Here is a 17,395-nt window from a genome sequence, read left to right as displayed (position 1 = left end):
TGTGACGTCGAAGGATCAGTGTGGCCCAGTTCATTTACACCATGGAGAAAGCGCGCCGAGCGCACGGAGACAAGGTCGTCCTCGACGACGTGACCTTGTACTTCCTGCCCGGGGCGAAGATCGGCGTGGTCGGCCCCAACGGCGCCGGCAAGTCGAGCCTGCTCAGGATCATGGCCGGGCAGGACCAGGTGACCAACGGAGAGGCCCGCCTCGCCCCCGGGGCCACCGTCGGCATGCTCGCCCAGGAGCCGCCCCTCAACGAGTCCAAGACCGTCATGGAGAACGTCCAGGAGGCCGTCGCGCCCACCCAGGCCAAGCTCGACCGCTTCAACGAGGTCGCCGCCCAGATGGCCACCGACTACTCCGACGAACTGATGGCGGAGATGGGGCGCCTCCAGGAGGAGCTCGACGCCGCCAATGCCTGGGAGCTCGACTCGCGCCTGGAGCAGGCCATGGACGCCCTGCGCTGCCCGCCCGGGGACTGGGCGGTCACCCACCTCTCCGGCGGCGAGCGGCGCCGCGTGGCCCTCTGCAAGCTGCTGCTCGAGGAGCCCGACCTGCTGCTGCTCGACGAGCCCACCAACCACCTGGACGCCGAGAGCGTGCTCTGGCTCGAACGCCACCTCGCCGACTACTCCGGCGCCGTGGTCGCCATCACCCACGACAGGTACTTCCTCGACAACGTCGCCGAGTGGATCCTGGAGCTCGACCGCGGCCGCACCTATCCCTACGAGGGCAACTACTCCACCTACCTGGAGAAGAAGGCCGAGCGCATGGCCGTGGAGGGCCGCAAGGACGCCAAGATGCGCAAGCGCCTCCAGGACGAGCTCGAATGGGTCCGCTCCAACGCCAAGGGCCGCCAGACCAAGTCCAAGGCGCGCCTGGGCCGCTACGAGGAGATGGCCGCCGAGGCCGAGAAGACCCGCAAGCTCGACTTCGAGGAGATCCAGATCCCGCCGGGCCCGCGCCTGGGCAACTCCGTGATCGAGGTCAAGGACCTCCACAAGGGCTTCGACGGCGAGACGCTCATCAACGGCCTGAACTTCAGCCTGCCGCGCAACGGCATCACCGGGATCATCGGTCCCAACGGCGTCGGCAAGACCACGCTGTTCAAGACCATCGTCGGCCTCGAGCAGCCCGACTCCGGCGACGTCAACATCGGCCCGACCGTGCAACTGTCGTACGTCGACCAGGCCCGCGCCGGCCTCGGCGACAAGACCGTCTGGGAGACCGTCTCCGACGGCCTCGACTACCTCATGGTCGGCAAGGTCGAGATGCCCTCGCGCGCCTACATCGCCGCGTTCGGCTTCAAGGGCCCCGACCAGCAGAAGCCGGTCAAGGTGCTCTCCGGCGGCGAGCGGAACCGCCTCAACCTGGCGCTCACCCTCAAGCAGGGCGGCAACGTGCTGCTGCTCGACGAGCCCACCAACGACCTCGACGTCGAGACACTCTCCAGCCTGGAGAACGCGCTGCTGGAGTTCCCCGGCTGCGCGGTGGTCATCAGCCACGACCGGGCCTTCCTCGACCACGTCGCCACCCACATCCTGGCCTGGGAGGGCGAGGACGAGAAGGGCGAACCCCGCTGGTTCTGGTTCGAGGGCAACTTCGAGGCCTACGAGAAGAACAAGATCGACCGGCTCGGAGCCGACGCGGTCAAGCCCCACCGGGTCACCCACCGCAAGCTCACGAGGGGCTAGCATGGCGCGCTTCGTCACCGAGCCGGCGCTGCGCTGGTCGGACATGGACTCCTTCGGGCACGTCAACAACAACCAGTACATGGTGCTGCTCGAAGAGGCCCGCGTCGCGATGATGTTCACCGTCGCCGCGGAGGCGGGCCTCCCCGGCTTCCGGGAGGGCGTGGTCGTGGCCCGCCACGAGATCGACTACATCCTGCCGGTGACCGTCCCGGCCGACGTGCGCGTCGAGATCCGGACCGAGGAGCCCGGGAACGCCTCGTTCGCCCTCGCCTACGAGGTGTTCGCCGACGGCAAGCTGTGCGCGCGCGCCAGATCGGTCCTGGTCCCCTACGACACCGCCGAGGGCCGGCCGCGCCGCCTCACCGAGCCCGAGCGGGCCTTCCTGCGCCGATGGCAGGACTAGACCCCGACGACGCGGCGTTCGCCGCCCGCGTCGCCCGACTCGACCCGGACGCGCTCGTCCGCGTGCGCGAGGGCCGGCTGTGGGCCTCCCTCCCCATCGGGGCGCTGGCCGCCCGCGAGAGCGCCGGGGAGCTCCCCGACGCCGTCTACCGGGCCGGCGACCTCAGCGAAGGCAGGATCGAGCCCCGCCCCGACGCCGACTGGCGCGGGCGGCTCCCCGCCGGACGCTGGGAGACCATCGAGGCCGTGCCCGCGGCCGACATAACCGCCATGGACCGGCAGGCGGCCGAGGCGCTGCGGCAGCGGCGCGGCCAGGGCATCGGCGACCGCCGCCTGCGCGACGTCCTGCTCGACCACGTCGCACTGCGCGTCCAGCACGAGGGGCGCGAGTACCCGGTGGAGTTCCGGCTCGTGGTCGCCGTGATGCGCATGAGGTTCGTCGGCGACGACCCGGTCCGGGTGCTCCGCGCCGGCCGCCGCGTCGGCCTCGCGGCGACCTACGGCGCCGTCTGGGAACGCGAACGCGGCCTCCCCCTCCTCTGAACCGACCCGGTCAGTGACGGATATCCGACGCTCCGATGATCTTCCGGGTCGTTGCTTGCTTCGGCGTATGAGACAGGCGACAGTCGATCGTTAGCGGACCCGCGCACGTGCACCAGGGTTCATACTTTTGGTCAGGAATGACTGACGGTTGTGCATTGTCGGTGGGAAGCCCTAGGCTGCTCGGCGCGAGCGGAAGTAATTTTGCAATGCTCGAAGGGACGCAAATCCGCTTAAGCTCAGCCAAGCGGAAACGTGTACCGAAAACCCATGTACTGCCAGTGATTCGCATTTTTGGGTGGGAAGGCGGACGACGACCATGGCATGGTGGCGCAGCAGCAGGAAGCGCGACGCGAAGGACGAGCCGATCGCCGGAGCCGACGGCGGGCTCGGCGACTCCTCCGAGCGAGCCCAGGCCCGCGGCGGACAGCCGAGCGCGGTGCCGAGCCCGCGCACGGAGCCGCGCGAGGCTCCCGAGTACGCCGTGCCCTGCGCCGAGAGCCGTGAATTCGGCCACGCCGCCGCCGAGCCGCTCGCCATGGGGCCCGAGCGCGAGCAGATCTCCGAGACCGAGCGCTGGCAACTGATCAAGCGCGACCTGGAGGAGATCGACCCCGATTTCGTCTCCGACCTCGAGCAGATCGCCCGGAGCTCCAAGGACGGGTCGGCGCCGCTGGGCGCCGCCAGGATCATCGCCGCGCTCAAGAACCTCGACATCCGCTACCTCGTCGACGAGAACGGCGGCATCGTGGCGCTCTGGGAGCGCCACATCGTGCAGGTGCGCGCCGAGGGGTCCGACGGCGACATCCTGGTGCTGCGCGCCCGCGCCTACCAGACCGTGCCCCGCGACTGGGCCGAGCGCGGCTTCGCCGCCATGAACGAGTGGAACCGGACGCGCCGGTTCCTCAAGGCCTACCTCGGCGAGCCGACCGAATCCGGGTCGCTGCCGGTGTTCGGCGAGATCCAGGTCCCGGTCCGGCCCGGCATCACCGATGCGCTACTCGAAGAGCTGATCGACTGCGGAACGGCGATCTCCGGCACCTTCGTGGAATGGCTCGAAGGGGAGTTGCTCTAGCTCACGGTCCCCAGTGGCCTGCCGCCCGTGGGCGCCGGAGAGGTGAATCGGCATCGCTCGGCCGCCCAACGGGACGGCGCGACCATCGGGGCACCGGTATCATCTGGGTGCCCGTATGACCCCGACGGACCCGGAGCCCGGAATGACCTCCCTCCCCCCGGAAGACCAGCAGCCCGAACGACCCGGCCAACCCTCGAATCCGTCGCAGTCCTCCGATTCGCCCGCCGCCCCTGCGGGGCCGTCCCCGGAGGCCGGAACGCCGCGGCCGCCGGCACCCGGCATGACGCCGCCGCCGGCCGGCCAGGGGCCGGCCGCTCCGCCGCCGCCCGTGCAGCCGACGCAGCAGTTCGCCGCGGCTCCGCCGCCCCCCGGCACTACCGGCCCGATCCCCGTGGGACCGCCCCCGCCGCCCCGCAGACCCGGCCGCGGCGCGATCATCACCCTGTCGATCCTGGCCGGAGTGCTCGCCGTGACCGCCGGGATGCTGGGGGTGCTGTTCGCGCAGAAGTCGAGCGAGGCCGACGAGCAGGCCGCCGACATCGAGGCTCTCGAAGCCTCCGAAGCCGAGCTGGAGGATCAGAACGCGGGCCTGAGCAACAGCCTGGAGGAGCTCCAGAGCCTCTCCGAGGAGTTCGACGAGTGCAAGGCCGCCTTCGAGGAATGGGCCGAGCACGAGTACGACGGCGACATCGACTACGGCGCCGAGGACATCGAGGAACTGCTCACCGACGAGTACATCGAATTCCAGCTCGAGGACCAGGAACTCTTCCGCGAAGCCGAACGGCAGTGCAGCAACTGACGGGAGGCGCCGGGGCCGACCGGCCGGAGCCCGCCGACCGCTTCACGCGTTCCGCATCCTGCGCTTCCGCTTCATGCGTTCCGCATGCCGCTCCCTAGCTTCATGCGTTCCGCATGCTGCGCTTCCGCTTCATGCGTTCCGCATGAAGTCCGCCGCCCGCTCCATGTACTCCCACATGACCTTGTCGTACTCCTCGGGGAGTTCGACGGTGTCCATGGCGTGGCGCATGCAGCGGAGCCAGGCGTCGCGCTCGCGCTCGCCGATGACGAATGAGGCGTGGCGCATCCGCAGGCGCGGGTGCCCGCGCTCCTCGGAGTAGGTGTGCGGGCCGCCCCAGTACTGCTCCAGGAACATCTGGAGGCGGCGGGCCGCCGGAGCCAGATCCTCCTCCGGATAGAGCGGGCGCAGGATCTCATCGTGGGCGACTTCGTCGTAAAAGGCTTCGGTCAGCCGCTTGAACGTCTCGGCACCGCCCACCGCCTCGAAGAAGGACTGGGTGGGCGCGGGCTGGCCGGTCGGGGTGAGCGACACGACGCCGCGCCGGCTGTTGGAGGTCGACATGTACCCATACTGCCAACCACCGGACCCCAAAGAAACCCAATCAGATGCGAGTCACACCCACTGCGCGGCAGATCACCGCTTCACCCGGCGACCGCGGCCTACTGCTTGGCCTGCCCCGCCATGCTGCGCGGCACGTAGACCCGGCTCGCGCGCATGTCGTCGGAGATCCCGGCCTCCCGCAGCGCCTCGCTGATCCGTCGGCGCAGCTCGCGCCCGGCGGCCCACTGCATGTCGCCGGAGGTCCGGATGGCGGTCCTGAGCGTCATCTCGTCGATCGTCATCTTGGCGACGCCCTGGTACTCGGGCTCATCGAGCACGACCTGGCTCCACTCCTCGTCCTGGGCGAACTCGCGGATCGCGGCCATGATGACCTCGGCCGACCGGTCCACGTCGGCCGTCGGCGGCAGCGGCGTGTCAAGGATCACGTTGGCCCAGCTCTGGCTGGAGTTGCCCACGCGAAGGATCTGGCCGTTGCGCACGTACCACAGGGAACCGTCGAGCGCCCTGACGGTGGTGACCCGCAGGCCCATATCCACAATGGTCCCGATGACTTCGCCGACGTCGACCACGTCGCCCACGCCGTACTGGTCCTCGGCGAGGATGAAGATACCCGCCAGGTAGTCCTGCACCAGCGCCTGCGCGCCGAAACCGAGGGCGACGCCCACGATGCCCGCACTGGCCAGGATCGGCGCCAGGTTGACGCCGAAGGCGCCCAGGATGAGCATGAACGCCACGGTCATGACGACCACGCCGTTGACGTGCTGGAGCACGCCGGTGAGGGTTTCGGACCGGGCCCGGCTGCGGTCGCCCACCAGTTCTTCCCGGCGGTTGTTGCCCGGGCCGAGCAGTCCGTTCAGTCCGCTCATCTCGCCGATCGCCTGCGGCCGCTTGGTGCTGGTGACCTGTTTCACCAGACGTGAGATGAAGCGATTGCCGACCCATCGCACGATGAGGGCGACCACCAGGATCAGCAGGACGTGGAAGAGGCGATCCAGGAACGCCCCGCCGTCGAGCGCGAAGTCCTGGCTCTCGGTAAGCCCCCACAAGAGCGAACAGGAGTTGATGCCCGTTTCGCACGGGGAGTCTCCGGTTGCGGCAAGCAGTTCCACGATCTTCCTTCCGCGGGTCAATGGATCGGTGCGCCCGCCCGCAGCGGGCCGACGTCGACGTTACGGTTGCCCTAACCCCTCGTCAACAGGCGTTCGACCAGACGATATTCGCGCGTTCCCGAACATCCCACCGAACCGGGGTGCATTTTCTTGAGATTTAGGTCAAACTTGACGGGACCGATGGCTTGGAGGTTTGACACCGTGATAGGTCCTCGACATAGGAGCACGCTCGACAGCGACGATCCTTCCCCAAGTGCCCATGCGAATCTGTTCACGCATAACGCCACCACGATGGGTTCCGCCCTCGTCCTGAACCAGAGCTACGAACCGCTGTGCGTAGTACCGGTCAAGCGGGCGGCCGTCCTACTGCTGACCCGGAAGGCCGAAACCGTTACCGAGGGTAACGGTTTTCTTCGCAGTGAGACCATGCACATCCCCGTTCCGGCTGTCGTCCGCCTCAACCGCTACGTCGCGATCCCCCGGCAGGTCGGCACCAGCCCCTCCAGGCGCGGCGTGTTCGTCCGCGACGAATGGCGCTGCGTGTACTGCGGTTCGTCGGCCGAGACGATCGATCACGTCCTTCCCAGGTCGCGGGGCGGCACCCACACGTGGGACAACGTCGTCGCGGCCTGCGCCCCGTGCAACCACCGCAAGAGCGATCGCACCCTCACCGAGCTCGGTTGGCGGCTGCCGCGCGCCCCGCGACCGCCTTCGGGCTGGCAACTGCGCGGATTCCGCGGCCAGCGCCGCCCGGACCCCGCCTGGGAGGCCTGGCTGCCCCGCCGCCGCCACGAGCGAGCGCGGGTGAACTGACCCACCCCCTGCAAGACATCGGAGGAGCCCGCCGGAAGGACGCCAGTCCGCCGGCGGGCTCCGCTCATCACCGCCGATCGTCGCCGTGAGAGTGCGGCCGGTCGCATCCCGTCCCCACCTCCGGGGTGTGAGTGCCGTAATTGGATTAGGCTGAGATCCGAGGTCACCCTGTACTTGATTTTGGGGAGCAACATGACGGTCTTCCAGGAGCTGCTGATTCTCTTCGGCGCCCCGATCCTGGTTGTGGTCGCGGTATTCGCCGTGATCTACCTGAGGCACCCGCGCCCGCAATCGCGGTACCGCCCCGACCAGCCCTACGACTTCAAGCCGGTCTGGTTCGTGGCCCGCGAAGGCGCGGTGAGCGCCAACGGCCGGACCGAGACGGTCGCCGAGATCGAGTCCGGCTCCGGCGGGGCCGAGGAGCGCGGCGACGAGAACTTCGTCAGCGGACCCAAGGGAGGCGCGCATGGCCAGTGGTAACGACATCGCCCGCCGGACGCTGACCGCCACCGGCCCGGAGGGGATCCAGCCGGCCGTCCTCGACGGCCCATTCGACACCAAGGAGCTGCTGCACCTCGACGAGGCACTCGGCACCGCCGAGCGCGACGGGGGCGGCCTGCACTACAGCGTCTACGTCGGCCCGCTGCAGGATCCGGTCCGCGGGGCCGCCGAGGCTCTGCACGACCGGCTCGCCGAGCCCGACCGGTCGGTCCTCATCGCGGTCTCGCCCGAGCAGCGCAGGCTGGAGATCGTGACCGGCAAGCTCGCCCAGGACCGGATCCCGGACCGTTCGGCGGCCCTGGTCGTGTTCTCCATGGAGGCGGCGTTCGGTGCCGGGCGGCTGTGCGAGGGCGTCATCACCGGCCTGCGGATGCTGGCCGAGACCGCCCGCGAGGCCTGAACCGAAACGACGGCGCCGACCGGGATCGGTCCCGGTCGGCGCTTCCGGTTGCGGGCCCTATCGTTCCTCGGCGGTCGGCATCCGGCGTTGCAGCATGGCGTCGGCGTCGATCAGTTCCAGTTTCCCGACGAACTCGACCCACGACAGCGAATCGGCCACGGTCTCCCGGATCGACAGCACCGTCGTGCCGGGGATGCGCAGCGTCAGCGTCGCCGGGGTTCCCAGCTCCTTCTGCGCCAGCACCGCTTCTGTCGGCTGTCCGCCCAGGCCCCGGGCGAGCTCGAACACCGCCGCCTCGTTCTCCTTGGGCGTCGGCACCCAGTCCATGTCGCGTTCGAGCAGCAGCCGCGCGCCGAGCTTCTTGCCGTCCTGCTCGCCGTCGTAGTGCAGCACGATCCGGTCCGCGTCGCCGCGGGCGCCGGTCAGCCGCCACTCTTGATCGTCCACGTCCACCAATTGCCCCTGGAAGCGCTCGATCGAGTCGCGCGCCTGCTTGGCCCGGCGGTGCTCGGCCAGCGGCCGGCCGAGCACCCGGAAGACCCCGATGAGCACGGCGAGCACGACCACGCCGACCGCGGTGGCGGCGGCCTCGTGGAGCCCGACCACGATGCTCTCCATGACCGCGACCGGTACCAGCACGCCGGCGCCGAGGCCGAGCAGCGGCTTGAGCCAGAACGGCCCGTTCCGCCCGGGGAGGCGCAGCGGTGCCAGGAGTCCGACGGTGGCGGCCACGACCAGCGCGATCCCGACCAGTACGGGTGCGGGGGCCTCGGTCGACTCCAGCCACGATATCGCCCACCAGGACAGGAACACCGACCCGATTGCGACGCTGGGGATGAGCAGCATGACCGCGAACAGCAACTGCTGGGGCTGGGGCCGGGCGCGGGAGGCCATCACGGGACCGAGCAGCAGCAGCGGCAGGACGATCCCGAACAGCGCCACGAGCGTGGCGCTGATGACGAACACCGGCAAAAGCGCAGACAAGACCGCTCTCTCCTTCTGACTGTGAGCCGGTCGGCGGCTCGTGGGCGCCGCCGAGAGGGGCCGGACGGGAGTTGAGCCTACCAATGGCCTGGACAGCGCTCGTGGCTCCGGGACGAACGTCCCGGAGCCACGGACACGGTCGGCTAACCGGCGGCTCGGTCGCGTTCGCGGCCCTTGAGCGCGCGGGCGATGTCGGCCCGCCCCTCGGCCACGCCGCGCTTGACCTGAGCGGGCCGGTCCTCCTCCAGCCAGCGGTCGAGCACGTCGAGCGTTTCGGGTTCGATCAGGTTCGACGGGAACGCCAGCTTCGAGAACTCCACGGCCTGCTGGGCGCCGAGCTTCTCCCACAGTTGCGGGAGCGCCTCCAGGTAGCGCTCCAGGTACGGCCGCACCAGGTCGACGTGGTCGAGCGGGGCGAAGCCGATCATCGACGACCGGCGCACGTAGTTCTCGGTGTCGGGGTCGACGATCCGTTCCCAGGCCCGCTCCTTGGCGGCCTCGGTCGGCACCGCCGCGCGGGCGATGTACGACAGCCGCTTGCCGTCGGCGGTGTCGTCTCGGTCGAGCTCGAGGTCGATCGCCTCCTCACCGGCCGCGCCCACGGCGACCAGGCCGGTCAGCAGCGCCCACCGCAGGTCGGCGTCCACGGCCAGCCCTTCGGGCACGTCGCGGCCCTCCAGCCAGCCGCGCACTCGCTCCAGGTCGGCCTCCGAACGCGAAGCCGAGGCGTACGCCTTGGCCCAGGACCGCTGGGCGTCGCCGCCGGGCGCGGCCGCCTCCATCGCCGCCCGCGCCGCCCGCGCCCACTGCTCGCGCAGCTCGGCGCGGGCCGCCGGGTCGGCGTAGGCCAGCGATCCGGCCACGTGGCGCTGCTCGACGGTCACGATGTTGATGTCGGTCTCGGCGGTGAGGTTGGAGGCTCCCTGTGCCACGAACCGGCGGGCCGGCAGTTCGGCGTCGCGGAGCATGTCCCAGGCCGCGGCCCAGATCAGGGCCCGCGGCAGCGAGTCGGCCAGCGACGCGGTGCGCTCGACCGTGGTCGCCAGCGACCGCTCGTCGAGCCGGAGCTTCGCGTACGTCAGGTCGTCGTCGTTGAGCAGCAGCAGGTCCGCCTGCTCGGTTCCGGTCAGCGCCTCCACCTCGGTCGAGGAGCCGCTCACGTCGACCTCGATCCGGTCGCGCCGCGCCAGTCGCTCGCCCTCCAGGTCGTACAGGCCGATCGCGATGCGGTGCGTGCGGGTCGTCGGGTGCTCGGTCGGGACCTCTTGGAGCACCGCGACCCGGGAGTAGTTGCCGTCGGCGTCGACCTCGAGCTCCGGCCGCAGGGTCGAGACCCCGGCGGTGCGCAGCCAGGTGTCGGCGAATTCGGTAAGCGGCTTGCCGCAGGCGGCCTCCAGTTCGCTGAGGAGGTCGGAGAAGATCGCGTTGCCCCACTTGTGCTTCTCGAAGTAGGCCTGCAGCCCCTTCAGGAACGGGTCGATGCCGACGTAGGCGACCAGTTGCTTGAGGATCGAGGCGCCCTTGGCGTAGGTGATGCCGTCGAAGTTGGCCTGCACCGACTCGGTGTCGGGCATCTCGGCGTACACCGGGTGCGTGGTGGGCTGCTGGTCCTGGCCGTAGCCCCAGTTCTTGCGGGCCGACAGGAATGTCGTCCAGGCCCCCGAGAAGCGGGTGGCTTCGACGTTGGCCCAGTGGCTGGCCCATTCGGCGAACGACTCGTTCAGCCACAGGTCGTCCCACCAGCGCATGGTCACCAGGTCGCCGAACCACATGTGCGCCATCTCGTGGAGGATCACGTTGGCGCGCTGCTCCAGCTCGAAGTCGGTGACCTGGCTGCGGAACAGGAAGGAGGCCTCGGCGATGGTGATGCAGCCGAAGTTCTCCATCGCGCCGAAGTTGTATTCGGGCGCGAAGACCTGGTCGTACTTCGGCAGCGGGTAGCGCACCCCGAACTTGGAGTGGAAGTGGTCGAAGCCCTGGCGGGTGATCTCGAAGACGCCCTCGGAGTCGAGGTACCGCTTCATGGACTGGCGGCAGTACAGGCCCAGGTGGATGCCGTCGTGGGTGTCGTGGACCCCGAAGTAGGGCCCGGCGCAGATCGCCGTCACGTACGGGCTCATCGGCGGCGAGGTCTCGAACATCGTCACCTTGGCGCCGGGCTCCTCGACGGCCTGCTCTCCGGCGACCGGCATGTTCGAGATGATCTGCCAGTGGTCGGGGGTCCGCACCCGGAAGGTGAACGAGGCCTTGAGGTCGGGCTGGTCGAAGCAGGCGTAGACGCGCTGGGCGTCGGCCACCTCGAACTGGGAGTACAGGTAGGTCTCGTCGTCGACCGGGTCGGTCATGCGGTGCAGGCCCTGTCCGTCGGTCGAGTAGGCGCAGACGGCGTCGACCAGGAGGGTGTTCCGGGCGGCCAGGTTCCCGATCCGGAGCCCGGTCTTGGGGTCGAACTGCGAGAGGTCGAGCGGTTCGCCGTTGAGTGAGGCTTTCTCGATGCGTTCGGCCGCGATCTCGATGAAGGTCTCGGCGCCGGGTTCGGCGCAGTCGAACTCCACCGAAGTGCGGGAGGTGAAGGTGTCGCCTTCATTGTGGCCGGTGAGGTCGAGCTCCACGGTGTAGGAGTCGACGGTGAGCAGCTCGGCGCGCCGCTGAGCCTCGTCCCGCGTGAGAATGTGCGTTGCCGCCACTTTGCCTCCAGTCTCTTTGGATCGGATAGTCAGAAGTGTGTCATATCCCGGGAGCCGTCTCGGTGGGCGCGGCGAGAGCGGGAAGCTCCATTACCCTGGCGGCGTGAGTGCAGCACATCCGATTGAGCAGGCCTGGCTTTCCACTGGTCAGACCGGTGCCAGGAATTACGACGAGTTCCCCGACGAAACCGAGATAACGCGGATCATCGAGGCCAATCCGGCGAGCGTGCTGGGGGTCGAGATGCCCGCCCACACGCCCGAGGCGGTGGCCGCGGGACTGACCTTCGAGCAGGCCCTCCAGGGCGCGGCCGAGCGGCTCGGCGCCCTCCAGGAGGCAGGCCGCTTCGCGTCCTTCGGCGACGTCGCGGTCGCCTACCGCATCAGCGGGGGAGCGGAGCCGGTGGCCTACGGCCTGTTCTGCATGGTCGACACCTCCGAGATCTCCTCGGCGGCCGACGAGCCGGGCAAGGTCATCCGCAACGAAGAGGTGTTCATCGAGAAGGTCGAACAGCGCAACGAGCTCAACCAGCGGCTGCGCCACCTGCTCAGCCCGGTCCTGCTGCTCCAGTCCACCGGCGGCGAGCGCCTCCACGCCGCGATCGAGGCCGCCATCGGCGAGGCCGGCGCTCCGGTCGTCGCCGACGTCGACGAGGCCGGTCGCACCCACGAGATCTGGCCTATCGGCGGCGCCGCCGGCGCCGAGCTGGCCGCTCTGGCAGGCGACGGCGACCTGATCGTGGCCGACGGCAACCACCGCTCGCTGGCCGCGCAGGTCGGCGGGCTCGACCGCTTCCTGGCGGTCGTGACCACCCCGCAGTCGGTCACGATCCGCCCCTACCACCGGCTCGTGTCCGGGCTGCCCGGTTCGGCCGCGCAGTTGGTCCAGCAGGTCGCCCAGATCGGTGCGACCGTCGCCGAGGTCGACGGCCCGCCGCGGACCCCGGAGTCCGGCGGCACGGTCGTGTTCTACGGTTCCGGCCGGACCTGGGAGGTCTCCTTCCCGGATGCTGAAGGGTCGGTGGTGGACCGGCTCGACCACACCCGCATCGAGCAGGAGGTCTTCAACGGGCTGCTCGGTCGCGACGCCGGCGACAAGCGCATCACCTACGTCGGCGGCGACTACCCGGCCTCATGGCTGGTCGAGCAGGTCGACTCGGGCGAGGCCGACCTGGCGATCCTCATCGCCCCGGTCACAGTGGACGACTTCATCGACGTGAACCTGCAGCGGCTGAAGATGCCGCGCAAGTCGACCTGGTTCGTGCCGAAGGCGCGCGCCGGTCTGACCATCGCCGAGCTGCCGAAGGGTTAGGGTGACGACCGTGCGCATCTATCTCGGTTCCGACCACGCCGGCCTGGAGCTCAAGGACCATCTGGTCAAGCACTTCGGCGGCCTGGGCCACGAGGTGGTGGACGTCGGACCGTTCGAGTTCGACCCCGAGGACGACTACCCGCCGTACTGCTTGAACGCCGCCGCGAAGGTCGTGGCCGACCCCGGCAGTCTCGGGATCGTCGTCGGCGGTTCGGGCAACGGCGAGCAGATCGCGGCCAACAAGGTAGCCGGCTGCCGGTCGGCCCTGGCCTGGAGCGTCGAGACCGCCAAGCTGGGCAGGCAGCACAACGACGCCAACGTGCTGGCCATCGGCGGGCGGATGCACGGCCTGGAGGAGGCGACCGCCTTCGCCGAGGCGTTCATCGAGGAGTCGTTCTCGGGCTCCGAACGCCACCAGCGCCGTATCGACCAGCTCACCGAGTACGAGCGGACCCGCGAGCTGCCCGAGACGTCCTGATCGGCCTCCGGCGACGGCCGGAGTCGAAGGTCGCGAACCTGGAGTTTGTGGACACCGGTTGGTAGCGTCAACACATGTCTAAAGGTCTTCGCGTTCTCCTTCACGCACTCCAGGTGATCACGCTCTTGTTCGCGGTGTCGCTCCTGGTCGAGTCCATCACGCACCATCGCGCCGACACCACCTTCCTGTTCGGGTCGGAGGTGCCCCGCGAGCAGTGGGCGGTGATGGCCGGCATCCTGAGCATCGCCTTCTCCCCGGCGCTGTGGTCGCTGGGCCGCGGCGCCCCGTCCGGCGCGGCCGGGCCGGCGATGGGCAGTTACGACCGCGTCGGCGAGCAGCCGCCGCCCGCGGCACCGCCGCCGCGCCCCGGAGGCGTCGGCTTCGAGCCGATGAACTCCGAGCAGCCCGCTCCGGCCCCGCCGGCCAGCTCCTACGGCCAGCCCCCGGGCCCCGGATTCGGCGCCCAGCCGCCGAGCGCGGGCGCCCCTCCTCCGGCCCCGCCGGCCTCGCCGCCGCCGCAGGGCGAGAGTCCCTGGGGCGGCAACCGCTGACCGCGCTTTCGCCGCGACACGGTTCCGGAGCCGCGACCGCCCGCGCCGGCCCAGCTCACGGGCCTCGTTGGCGTGCAACGTGGCCCGGCGTGCCGTTGCGTGCTGAGACCGGCGGAACAGCCGAACCCCACGAGGGCGGCGGCCCGTTGGCGCCAGGCGCTAGGCTGGATCGATAGGAACCGATTCACGAAGGAAACCCGCGCCCCATGACGAACGCCACCGTTGACCTCGTCTGCGGCCCCGCCGACCCGCTCCCGGGAGCGGAGCAGAGCTACCGGCTCACCGGCATGCTCGGCTCAGGCGGACAGGCCGACGTCTATCAGGCCGTGCGCCTGTCGGCCGGGATCTCTTCGACGCCCCTGACCGTGAAGGTCTTCCGCCTCAATCCCGACGAGGCCCGCGAACACCAGTACCGCTCCTGGGACAAGGGCGACGCGGTCCTGATGGACCTCCACAGCCGCAACGTCGGCTCCATCTGCCGCCGCATCGACGCCTTCTACGGCCGCGCGCCGCACCGGCCCGACCAGGCGCCCGCCGGCGAGCCGGTACCGTTCCAGGTCCTCGAGTTCCTGCCCGGCCACGACCTGCGGCAACTGCTGACTCAGCGTCTCGGCCGCGTCGACGCCGCCCGCACCCTCCAGGCCGTGGTCAACGTCATGCTCGCCATGCACCACCCGCCGCAGGGGGCCCACCCGGTCCTGCACATGGACCTCAAACCCGCCAACGTCATCATCGGCCCCGACGGCTCGGCCAAGGTCATCGACTTCACCGGCGCCCGCTACCACACCCCGGCGCACCTGACGACCATCGCCTACACGCGCGAGACCGCCGGCCCCGAGGCGCACGAGGGCCGGGTCGGACCCGCCTACGACGTGCACGGCTTCGGTTCGATCGCCTTCTTCATGGTCACCGGCGCCAGCGCCCGGACCGATTCGCCCGGACACACGAACTCGGTGCCGTGGGCCCGCCTGCGCCGCCACCCGGTCCTGGAGGCCAACCCGCGCTTGCGCGAGCTCCTGACCGCCCCGCTCGACGACAACCCCGACAACCGGCCCCGCACCGACGAGCTCTCGCGCTGGATCACCGATCTGGCCTCGGTCGTCGTGCAGTCGAACGTGCCCGACCTGGGCGTCGACTGGGCCGGCGGCAACGGCCGGGGCGACCCCGGCGCCGCCACCCGCGTCGTGGGTGGATCCCCGGGCGCGCCGCTCGCGGCGCCGATGACACCGTCCGGTTCCGAGCCCGGCGGCACCAGGGTCATGGACCAGGCCGCGGGCGCCGGCGGCCCCGAGGCGCCCATCGCGGGCCGCGTCCGCGTTCCCGACCGGGACGAGTTCGCCCGGCGGCATCGGGAGGAGCCGAGCCCTCCCGGCGGCGACCGCCCGCAGATGCGCCCGGCCAGCGACCCGCCCGACGACCGGCGCCACGCCGACCGCCGGGACCGAGACGAGTCGCAGCACCCGCTGCTCGGCCCGCCCGGAAGCCTGTCCAAGGGCCTGGAGCTGTCTATCATCGGCGGGCTCTTCTCGCTGATCATGTGGCTGCTGTGGACCGTCCAGCAGGGCATGGAGAGCCTCCAGCGCCAGGTGATCGGCTATGTGCTGGTGCTCGGGGTGGCGATCGGCCTGTTCCTGCTGATCCGGCTGCTGGGCGGCGTGTTCTGGGGACGCATGCTCGGTGCCAGGCGCCGCACCGCCCGGCTCGCGCATCTGCTCACCGGCGTGTTCCTGTTCGTGGTCGGCATGGGCTACCTCGACCAGCTCTCGTGGTCCTGGCTCGACTTCGACTTCTTCGGGTGGTTCGACTTCGACTTCGACTTCGACCCGGTCGACTGGTTCACCGACCTCTTCGACTAGGCGGCGTTCGGCGACTCCGGAGCGGTCCGGATCGGGTTCGCCGGTGACGAGTGAGCCGCTCAGAACGGTTTCAAATCTCCGGATTCAGCGGGCAACCTGAGTACCATCCGGGTGCGTCTTACACAGAGACCACAGGAAGTCCCCGAACACCGGAAAGGCCCGCCATGACCGCAACGGCAACCGTCGGTGCCACCGCTCTGAGCCCTCAGCAGCGGGAGGCATTCGAGCGCGACGGATACCTGATGATCCGCGGAGCGCTCGACTCCGACGAGGTCGCACGCTATTCGGCCGCCCTGGACCGCGTCTACGCCGAGGAGCAGGACGCTGGTCGGCTCGGTCCCCGAGACCCGATGCACAAGCTGAGCGCCGTCACCTCCGTGCCCGAAACGGCCGATCTGCTCAACCATCCGAACACCTTCCACTACGTCTGGTCGATGATCGGCTGGAACTTCCACGTGTACCACTCGCATGTGGACGTGCACCCGACCGTTCGAGAGAAGCGGCCGTTCCGCTTCGAATGGCACCAGGACGGCGGCCGCCAGAACCGCGAGATCGAGACCGACCCGCGCCCCAGGCTGTCTGTCAAACTCGCCTACTTCTTCTCGGACCTGTCCGAGCCCGGCCGCGGGAACACCAAGATCGTCCCCGGCTCCCACAAATGGAACCGCATCGACGGACCGCCGCGGCGCGACATCGAGTGGCCCGACCCGCCCGGCGCCATCGAGGTCACCGGCGAGGCCGGCGACGTGCTGTTCTTCGACCGGCGCATCTGGCACGCCCGCTCGGACAACCACTCCGAGATCACCCGCAGGGTCGCCTTCTTCGGCTTCACGCCGCGCTGGATCCGCGCCCGCGACGAGGTCGAAGACCTGCCGAACCGGCCCTGGTGGAACGACCTCGACCCGGTGCAGCAGCAGTTGCTCGGCGGCTTCGCCCCCACCGGCGACCACGGCTGGGGCCACTACCCGGACCAGACCCCCGTCTACCGGTGGCTGGCCGACCGTGACCTCCTCGACCCGGACTACCCGCCGTTGAAGCCGTGACCGGGGGTCATGGCAGGCTGTGGCCATGACCACCGACACCGAGCTCGCTCGCGACATCTACCGCCGCTCCCATCTGACCGGTGAGTTCACGCTCCGATCGGGCGTGGTCGCGCACGAGTACTTCGACAAGTACCTGTTCGAGTCAGATCCGGTCATGCTGCGGCGCGTCGCCGAAGCGATGGTGCCCCATGTGCCGGCCCACGGTGTCGACGCGCTGGCGGGCCTGGAGACGGGCGGCATCCCGCTGGCGGTGATGCTGTCGCAGGTGACCGGCATCCCGGCGCTGTTCGTGCGCAAGGAGGCCAAGACCTACGGCACCTGTCGGCTCGCCGAGGGCGGCGACGTCGAAGCCCGCAGACTCCTCGTCATCGAGGACGTGGTGACCTCGGGCGGTGCGGTGCTCGAGGCCGTGCTGGAGCTGCGGAACCGCGGCGCGCTCATCGAGCGGGCGCTCTGCGTGATCGACCGCGAGGCCGGCGGACCGAAGAGCCTGGCCGACGGCGACATCGACCTGCAGTCTCTGTTCACCATGAGCGACCTGAAGGCCGCCGCGCAGCGGTAGCGCGCACGGGTGCGGGGAGGGAGCGTAG

The 17,395-nt window shown here is 69.9% G+C and carries 18 protein-coding genes; 14 read left to right on the top strand and 4 right to left on the bottom strand.

Annotated elements, in window-relative coordinates:
- Nucleotides 1–20 precede the first annotated feature (20 nt).
- The 5 genes from ettA to CUT39_RS08935 all read left to right on the top strand — a co-directional run bounded on the left by ettA (nucleotide 21) and on the right by CUT39_RS08935 (nucleotide 4,513).
- Entirely contained in the window at nucleotides 21–1,697 is a 1,677-nt protein-coding gene (gene ettA, locus CUT39_RS08955; protein WP_100445703.1) for an energy-dependent translational throttle protein EttA, read from the top strand.
- Nucleotide 1,698: 1 nt separating this feature from the next.
- Nucleotides 1,699–2,100 carry an acyl-CoA thioesterase gene (locus CUT39_RS08950; protein ID WP_100445701.1) on the top strand — a complete coding sequence of 134 codons (402 nt, stop codon included), beginning with the start codon at nucleotides 1,699–1,701 and terminating at the stop codon, nucleotides 2,098–2,100.
- Entirely contained in the window at nucleotides 2,088–2,642 is a 555-nt protein-coding gene (locus CUT39_RS08945; RefSeq protein WP_100445699.1) for a hypothetical protein, read from the top strand. The genes CUT39_RS08950 and CUT39_RS08945 overlap by 13 nt, the downstream gene beginning before the upstream one ends.
- Nucleotides 2,643–2,958: 316 nt before the next feature.
- Nucleotides 2,959–3,714, top strand: coding sequence for a type III secretion system chaperone family protein (locus tag CUT39_RS08940; RefSeq protein WP_198586996.1), 756 nt, complete (start codon nucleotides 2,959–2,961; stop codon nucleotides 3,712–3,714).
- 142 nt (nucleotides 3,715–3,856) lie between these two features.
- Nucleotides 3,857–4,513 (top strand): hypothetical protein, encoded by a 657-nt coding sequence (locus CUT39_RS08935; protein WP_157930568.1) that lies wholly within the window; start codon nucleotides 3,857–3,859, stop codon nucleotides 4,511–4,513.
- A 129-nt stretch (nucleotides 4,514–4,642) separates the two neighbouring features.
- On the opposite strand, the gene CUT39_RS08930 is transcribed toward CUT39_RS08935, so the two are convergent.
- Nucleotides 4,643–5,074 (bottom strand): globin, encoded by a 432-nt coding sequence (locus CUT39_RS08930; RefSeq protein WP_100445695.1) that lies wholly within the window; start codon nucleotides 5,072–5,074, stop codon nucleotides 4,643–4,645.
- Between the two features lie 98 nt (nucleotides 5,075–5,172).
- Nucleotides 5,173–6,183, bottom strand: a complete 1,011-nt coding sequence (locus CUT39_RS08925; RefSeq protein ID WP_100445693.1) for a mechanosensitive ion channel family protein — start codon at nucleotides 6,181–6,183, stop codon at nucleotides 5,173–5,175.
- A gap of 291 nt (nucleotides 6,184–6,474) precedes the next feature.
- Here CUT39_RS08925 and CUT39_RS08920 point away from each other — a divergent pair, with 291 nt between their 5' ends.
- The 3 genes from CUT39_RS08920 (at nucleotide 6,475) to CUT39_RS08910 (ending at nucleotide 7,897) form a co-directional block, all read left to right on the top strand.
- Nucleotides 6,475–6,996 (top strand): HNH endonuclease, encoded by a 522-nt coding sequence (locus tag CUT39_RS08920; protein WP_100445691.1) that lies wholly within the window; start codon nucleotides 6,475–6,477, stop codon nucleotides 6,994–6,996.
- Between the two features lie 192 nt (nucleotides 6,997–7,188).
- Complete coding sequence (ctaJ, locus tag CUT39_RS08915; protein ID WP_100445689.1) at nucleotides 7,189–7,476, top strand: aa3-type cytochrome oxidase subunit CtaJ; 288 nt, start codon at nucleotides 7,189–7,191, stop codon at nucleotides 7,474–7,476.
- A complete protein-coding gene (locus tag CUT39_RS08910; RefSeq protein ID WP_100445687.1) occupies nucleotides 7,463–7,897 on the top strand; it encodes a DUF5130 family protein in 435 nt (144 codons plus the stop codon). The genes ctaJ and CUT39_RS08910 overlap by 14 nt, the downstream gene beginning before the upstream one ends.
- 57 nt (nucleotides 7,898–7,954) lie before the next feature.
- On the opposite strand, the gene CUT39_RS08905 is transcribed toward CUT39_RS08910, so the two are convergent.
- Together CUT39_RS08905 and pepN are read right to left on the bottom strand one after the other, a co-directional pair.
- Entirely contained in the window at nucleotides 7,955–8,881 is a 927-nt protein-coding gene (locus CUT39_RS08905; RefSeq protein WP_157930567.1) for a hypothetical protein, read from the bottom strand.
- Nucleotides 8,882–9,024: 143 nt separating this feature from the next.
- Nucleotides 9,025–11,568 (bottom strand): aminopeptidase N, encoded by a 2,544-nt coding sequence (gene pepN / locus CUT39_RS08900; protein WP_100445683.1) that lies wholly within the window; start codon nucleotides 11,566–11,568, stop codon nucleotides 9,025–9,027.
- Between the two features lie 103 nt (nucleotides 11,569–11,671).
- Between pepN and CUT39_RS08895 the strand changes: the two genes are divergently transcribed.
- The 6 genes from CUT39_RS08895 to pyrE all read left to right on the top strand — a co-directional run bounded on the left by CUT39_RS08895 (nucleotide 11,672) and on the right by pyrE (nucleotide 17,367).
- Nucleotides 11,672–12,877 carry a DUF1015 family protein gene (locus CUT39_RS08895; RefSeq protein WP_100445681.1) on the top strand — a complete coding sequence of 402 codons (1,206 nt, stop codon included), beginning with the start codon at nucleotides 11,672–11,674 and terminating at the stop codon, nucleotides 12,875–12,877.
- A 10-nt stretch (nucleotides 12,878–12,887) separates the two neighbouring features.
- Complete coding sequence (locus CUT39_RS08890) at nucleotides 12,888–13,355, top strand: ribose-5-phosphate isomerase (RefSeq protein ID WP_100446111.1); 468 nt, start codon at nucleotides 12,888–12,890, stop codon at nucleotides 13,353–13,355.
- A gap of 74 nt (nucleotides 13,356–13,429) precedes the next feature.
- Entirely contained in the window at nucleotides 13,430–13,906 is a 477-nt protein-coding gene (locus CUT39_RS08885; protein ID WP_157930566.1) for a hypothetical protein, read from the top strand.
- Between the two features lie 206 nt (nucleotides 13,907–14,112).
- Nucleotides 14,113–15,762 (top strand): serine/threonine protein kinase, encoded by a 1,650-nt coding sequence (locus CUT39_RS08880; RefSeq protein WP_100445677.1) that lies wholly within the window; start codon nucleotides 14,113–14,115, stop codon nucleotides 15,760–15,762.
- Between the two features lie 164 nt (nucleotides 15,763–15,926).
- Nucleotides 15,927–16,805, top strand: a complete 879-nt coding sequence (locus CUT39_RS08875) for a phytanoyl-CoA dioxygenase family protein (protein ID WP_100445675.1) — start codon at nucleotides 15,927–15,929, stop codon at nucleotides 16,803–16,805.
- 25 nt (nucleotides 16,806–16,830) lie between these two features.
- Nucleotides 16,831–17,367: an orotate phosphoribosyltransferase gene (gene pyrE / locus CUT39_RS08870; RefSeq protein ID WP_100445673.1), complete on the top strand. Its 537-nt coding sequence runs from the start codon at nucleotides 16,831–16,833 to the stop codon at nucleotides 17,365–17,367.
- The last annotated feature ends 28 nt before the right edge of the window (nucleotides 17,368–17,395 follow it).

The organism is Glycomyces xiaoerkulensis, from assembly GCF_002798405.1.
Taxonomy (GTDB): Bacteria; Actinomycetota; Actinomycetes; order Mycobacteriales; family Micromonosporaceae; genus Glycomyces; species Glycomyces xiaoerkulensis.
This window is presented reverse-complemented; position numbering and strand designations above follow the sequence as displayed.

What these genes read in the sequence shown, in the direction of transcription:
- CUT39_RS08950 (WP_100445701.1), top strand. Translation starts at nt 1,699, where the DNA reads ATGGCGCGCTTCGTCACCGAGCCGGCGCTGCGCTGGTCGGACATGGAC.
- CUT39_RS08945 (WP_100445699.1), top strand. Translation starts at nt 2,088, where the DNA reads ATGGCAGGACTAGACCCCGACGACGCGGCGTTCGCCGCCCGCGTCGCC.
- CUT39_RS08940 (WP_198586996.1), top strand. Translation starts at nt 2,959, where the DNA reads ATGGCATGGTGGCGCAGCAGCAGGAAGCGCGACGCGAAGGACGAGCCG.
- CUT39_RS08935 (WP_157930568.1), top strand. Translation starts at nt 3,857, where the DNA reads ATGACCTCCCTCCCCCCGGAAGACCAGCAGCCCGAACGACCCGGCCAA.
- CUT39_RS08930 (WP_100445695.1), bottom strand. Translation starts at nt 5,074, where the DNA reads ATGTCGACCTCCAACAGCCGGCGCGGCGTCGTGTCGCTCACCCCGACC.
- CUT39_RS08920 (WP_100445691.1), top strand. Translation starts at nt 6,475, where the DNA reads ATGGGTTCCGCCCTCGTCCTGAACCAGAGCTACGAACCGCTGTGCGTA.
- ctaJ (WP_100445689.1), top strand. Translation starts at nt 7,189, where the DNA reads ATGACGGTCTTCCAGGAGCTGCTGATTCTCTTCGGCGCCCCGATCCTG.
- CUT39_RS08910 (WP_100445687.1), top strand. Translation starts at nt 7,463, where the DNA reads ATGGCCAGTGGTAACGACATCGCCCGCCGGACGCTGACCGCCACCGGC.
- CUT39_RS08885 (WP_157930566.1), top strand. Translation starts at nt 13,430, where the DNA reads ATGTCTAAAGGTCTTCGCGTTCTCCTTCACGCACTCCAGGTGATCACG.
- CUT39_RS08880 (WP_100445677.1), top strand. Translation starts at nt 14,113, where the DNA reads ATGACGAACGCCACCGTTGACCTCGTCTGCGGCCCCGCCGACCCGCTC.
- CUT39_RS08875 (WP_100445675.1), top strand. Translation starts at nt 15,927, where the DNA reads ATGACCGCAACGGCAACCGTCGGTGCCACCGCTCTGAGCCCTCAGCAG.
- pyrE (WP_100445673.1), top strand. Translation starts at nt 16,831, where the DNA reads ATGACCACCGACACCGAGCTCGCTCGCGACATCTACCGCCGCTCCCAT.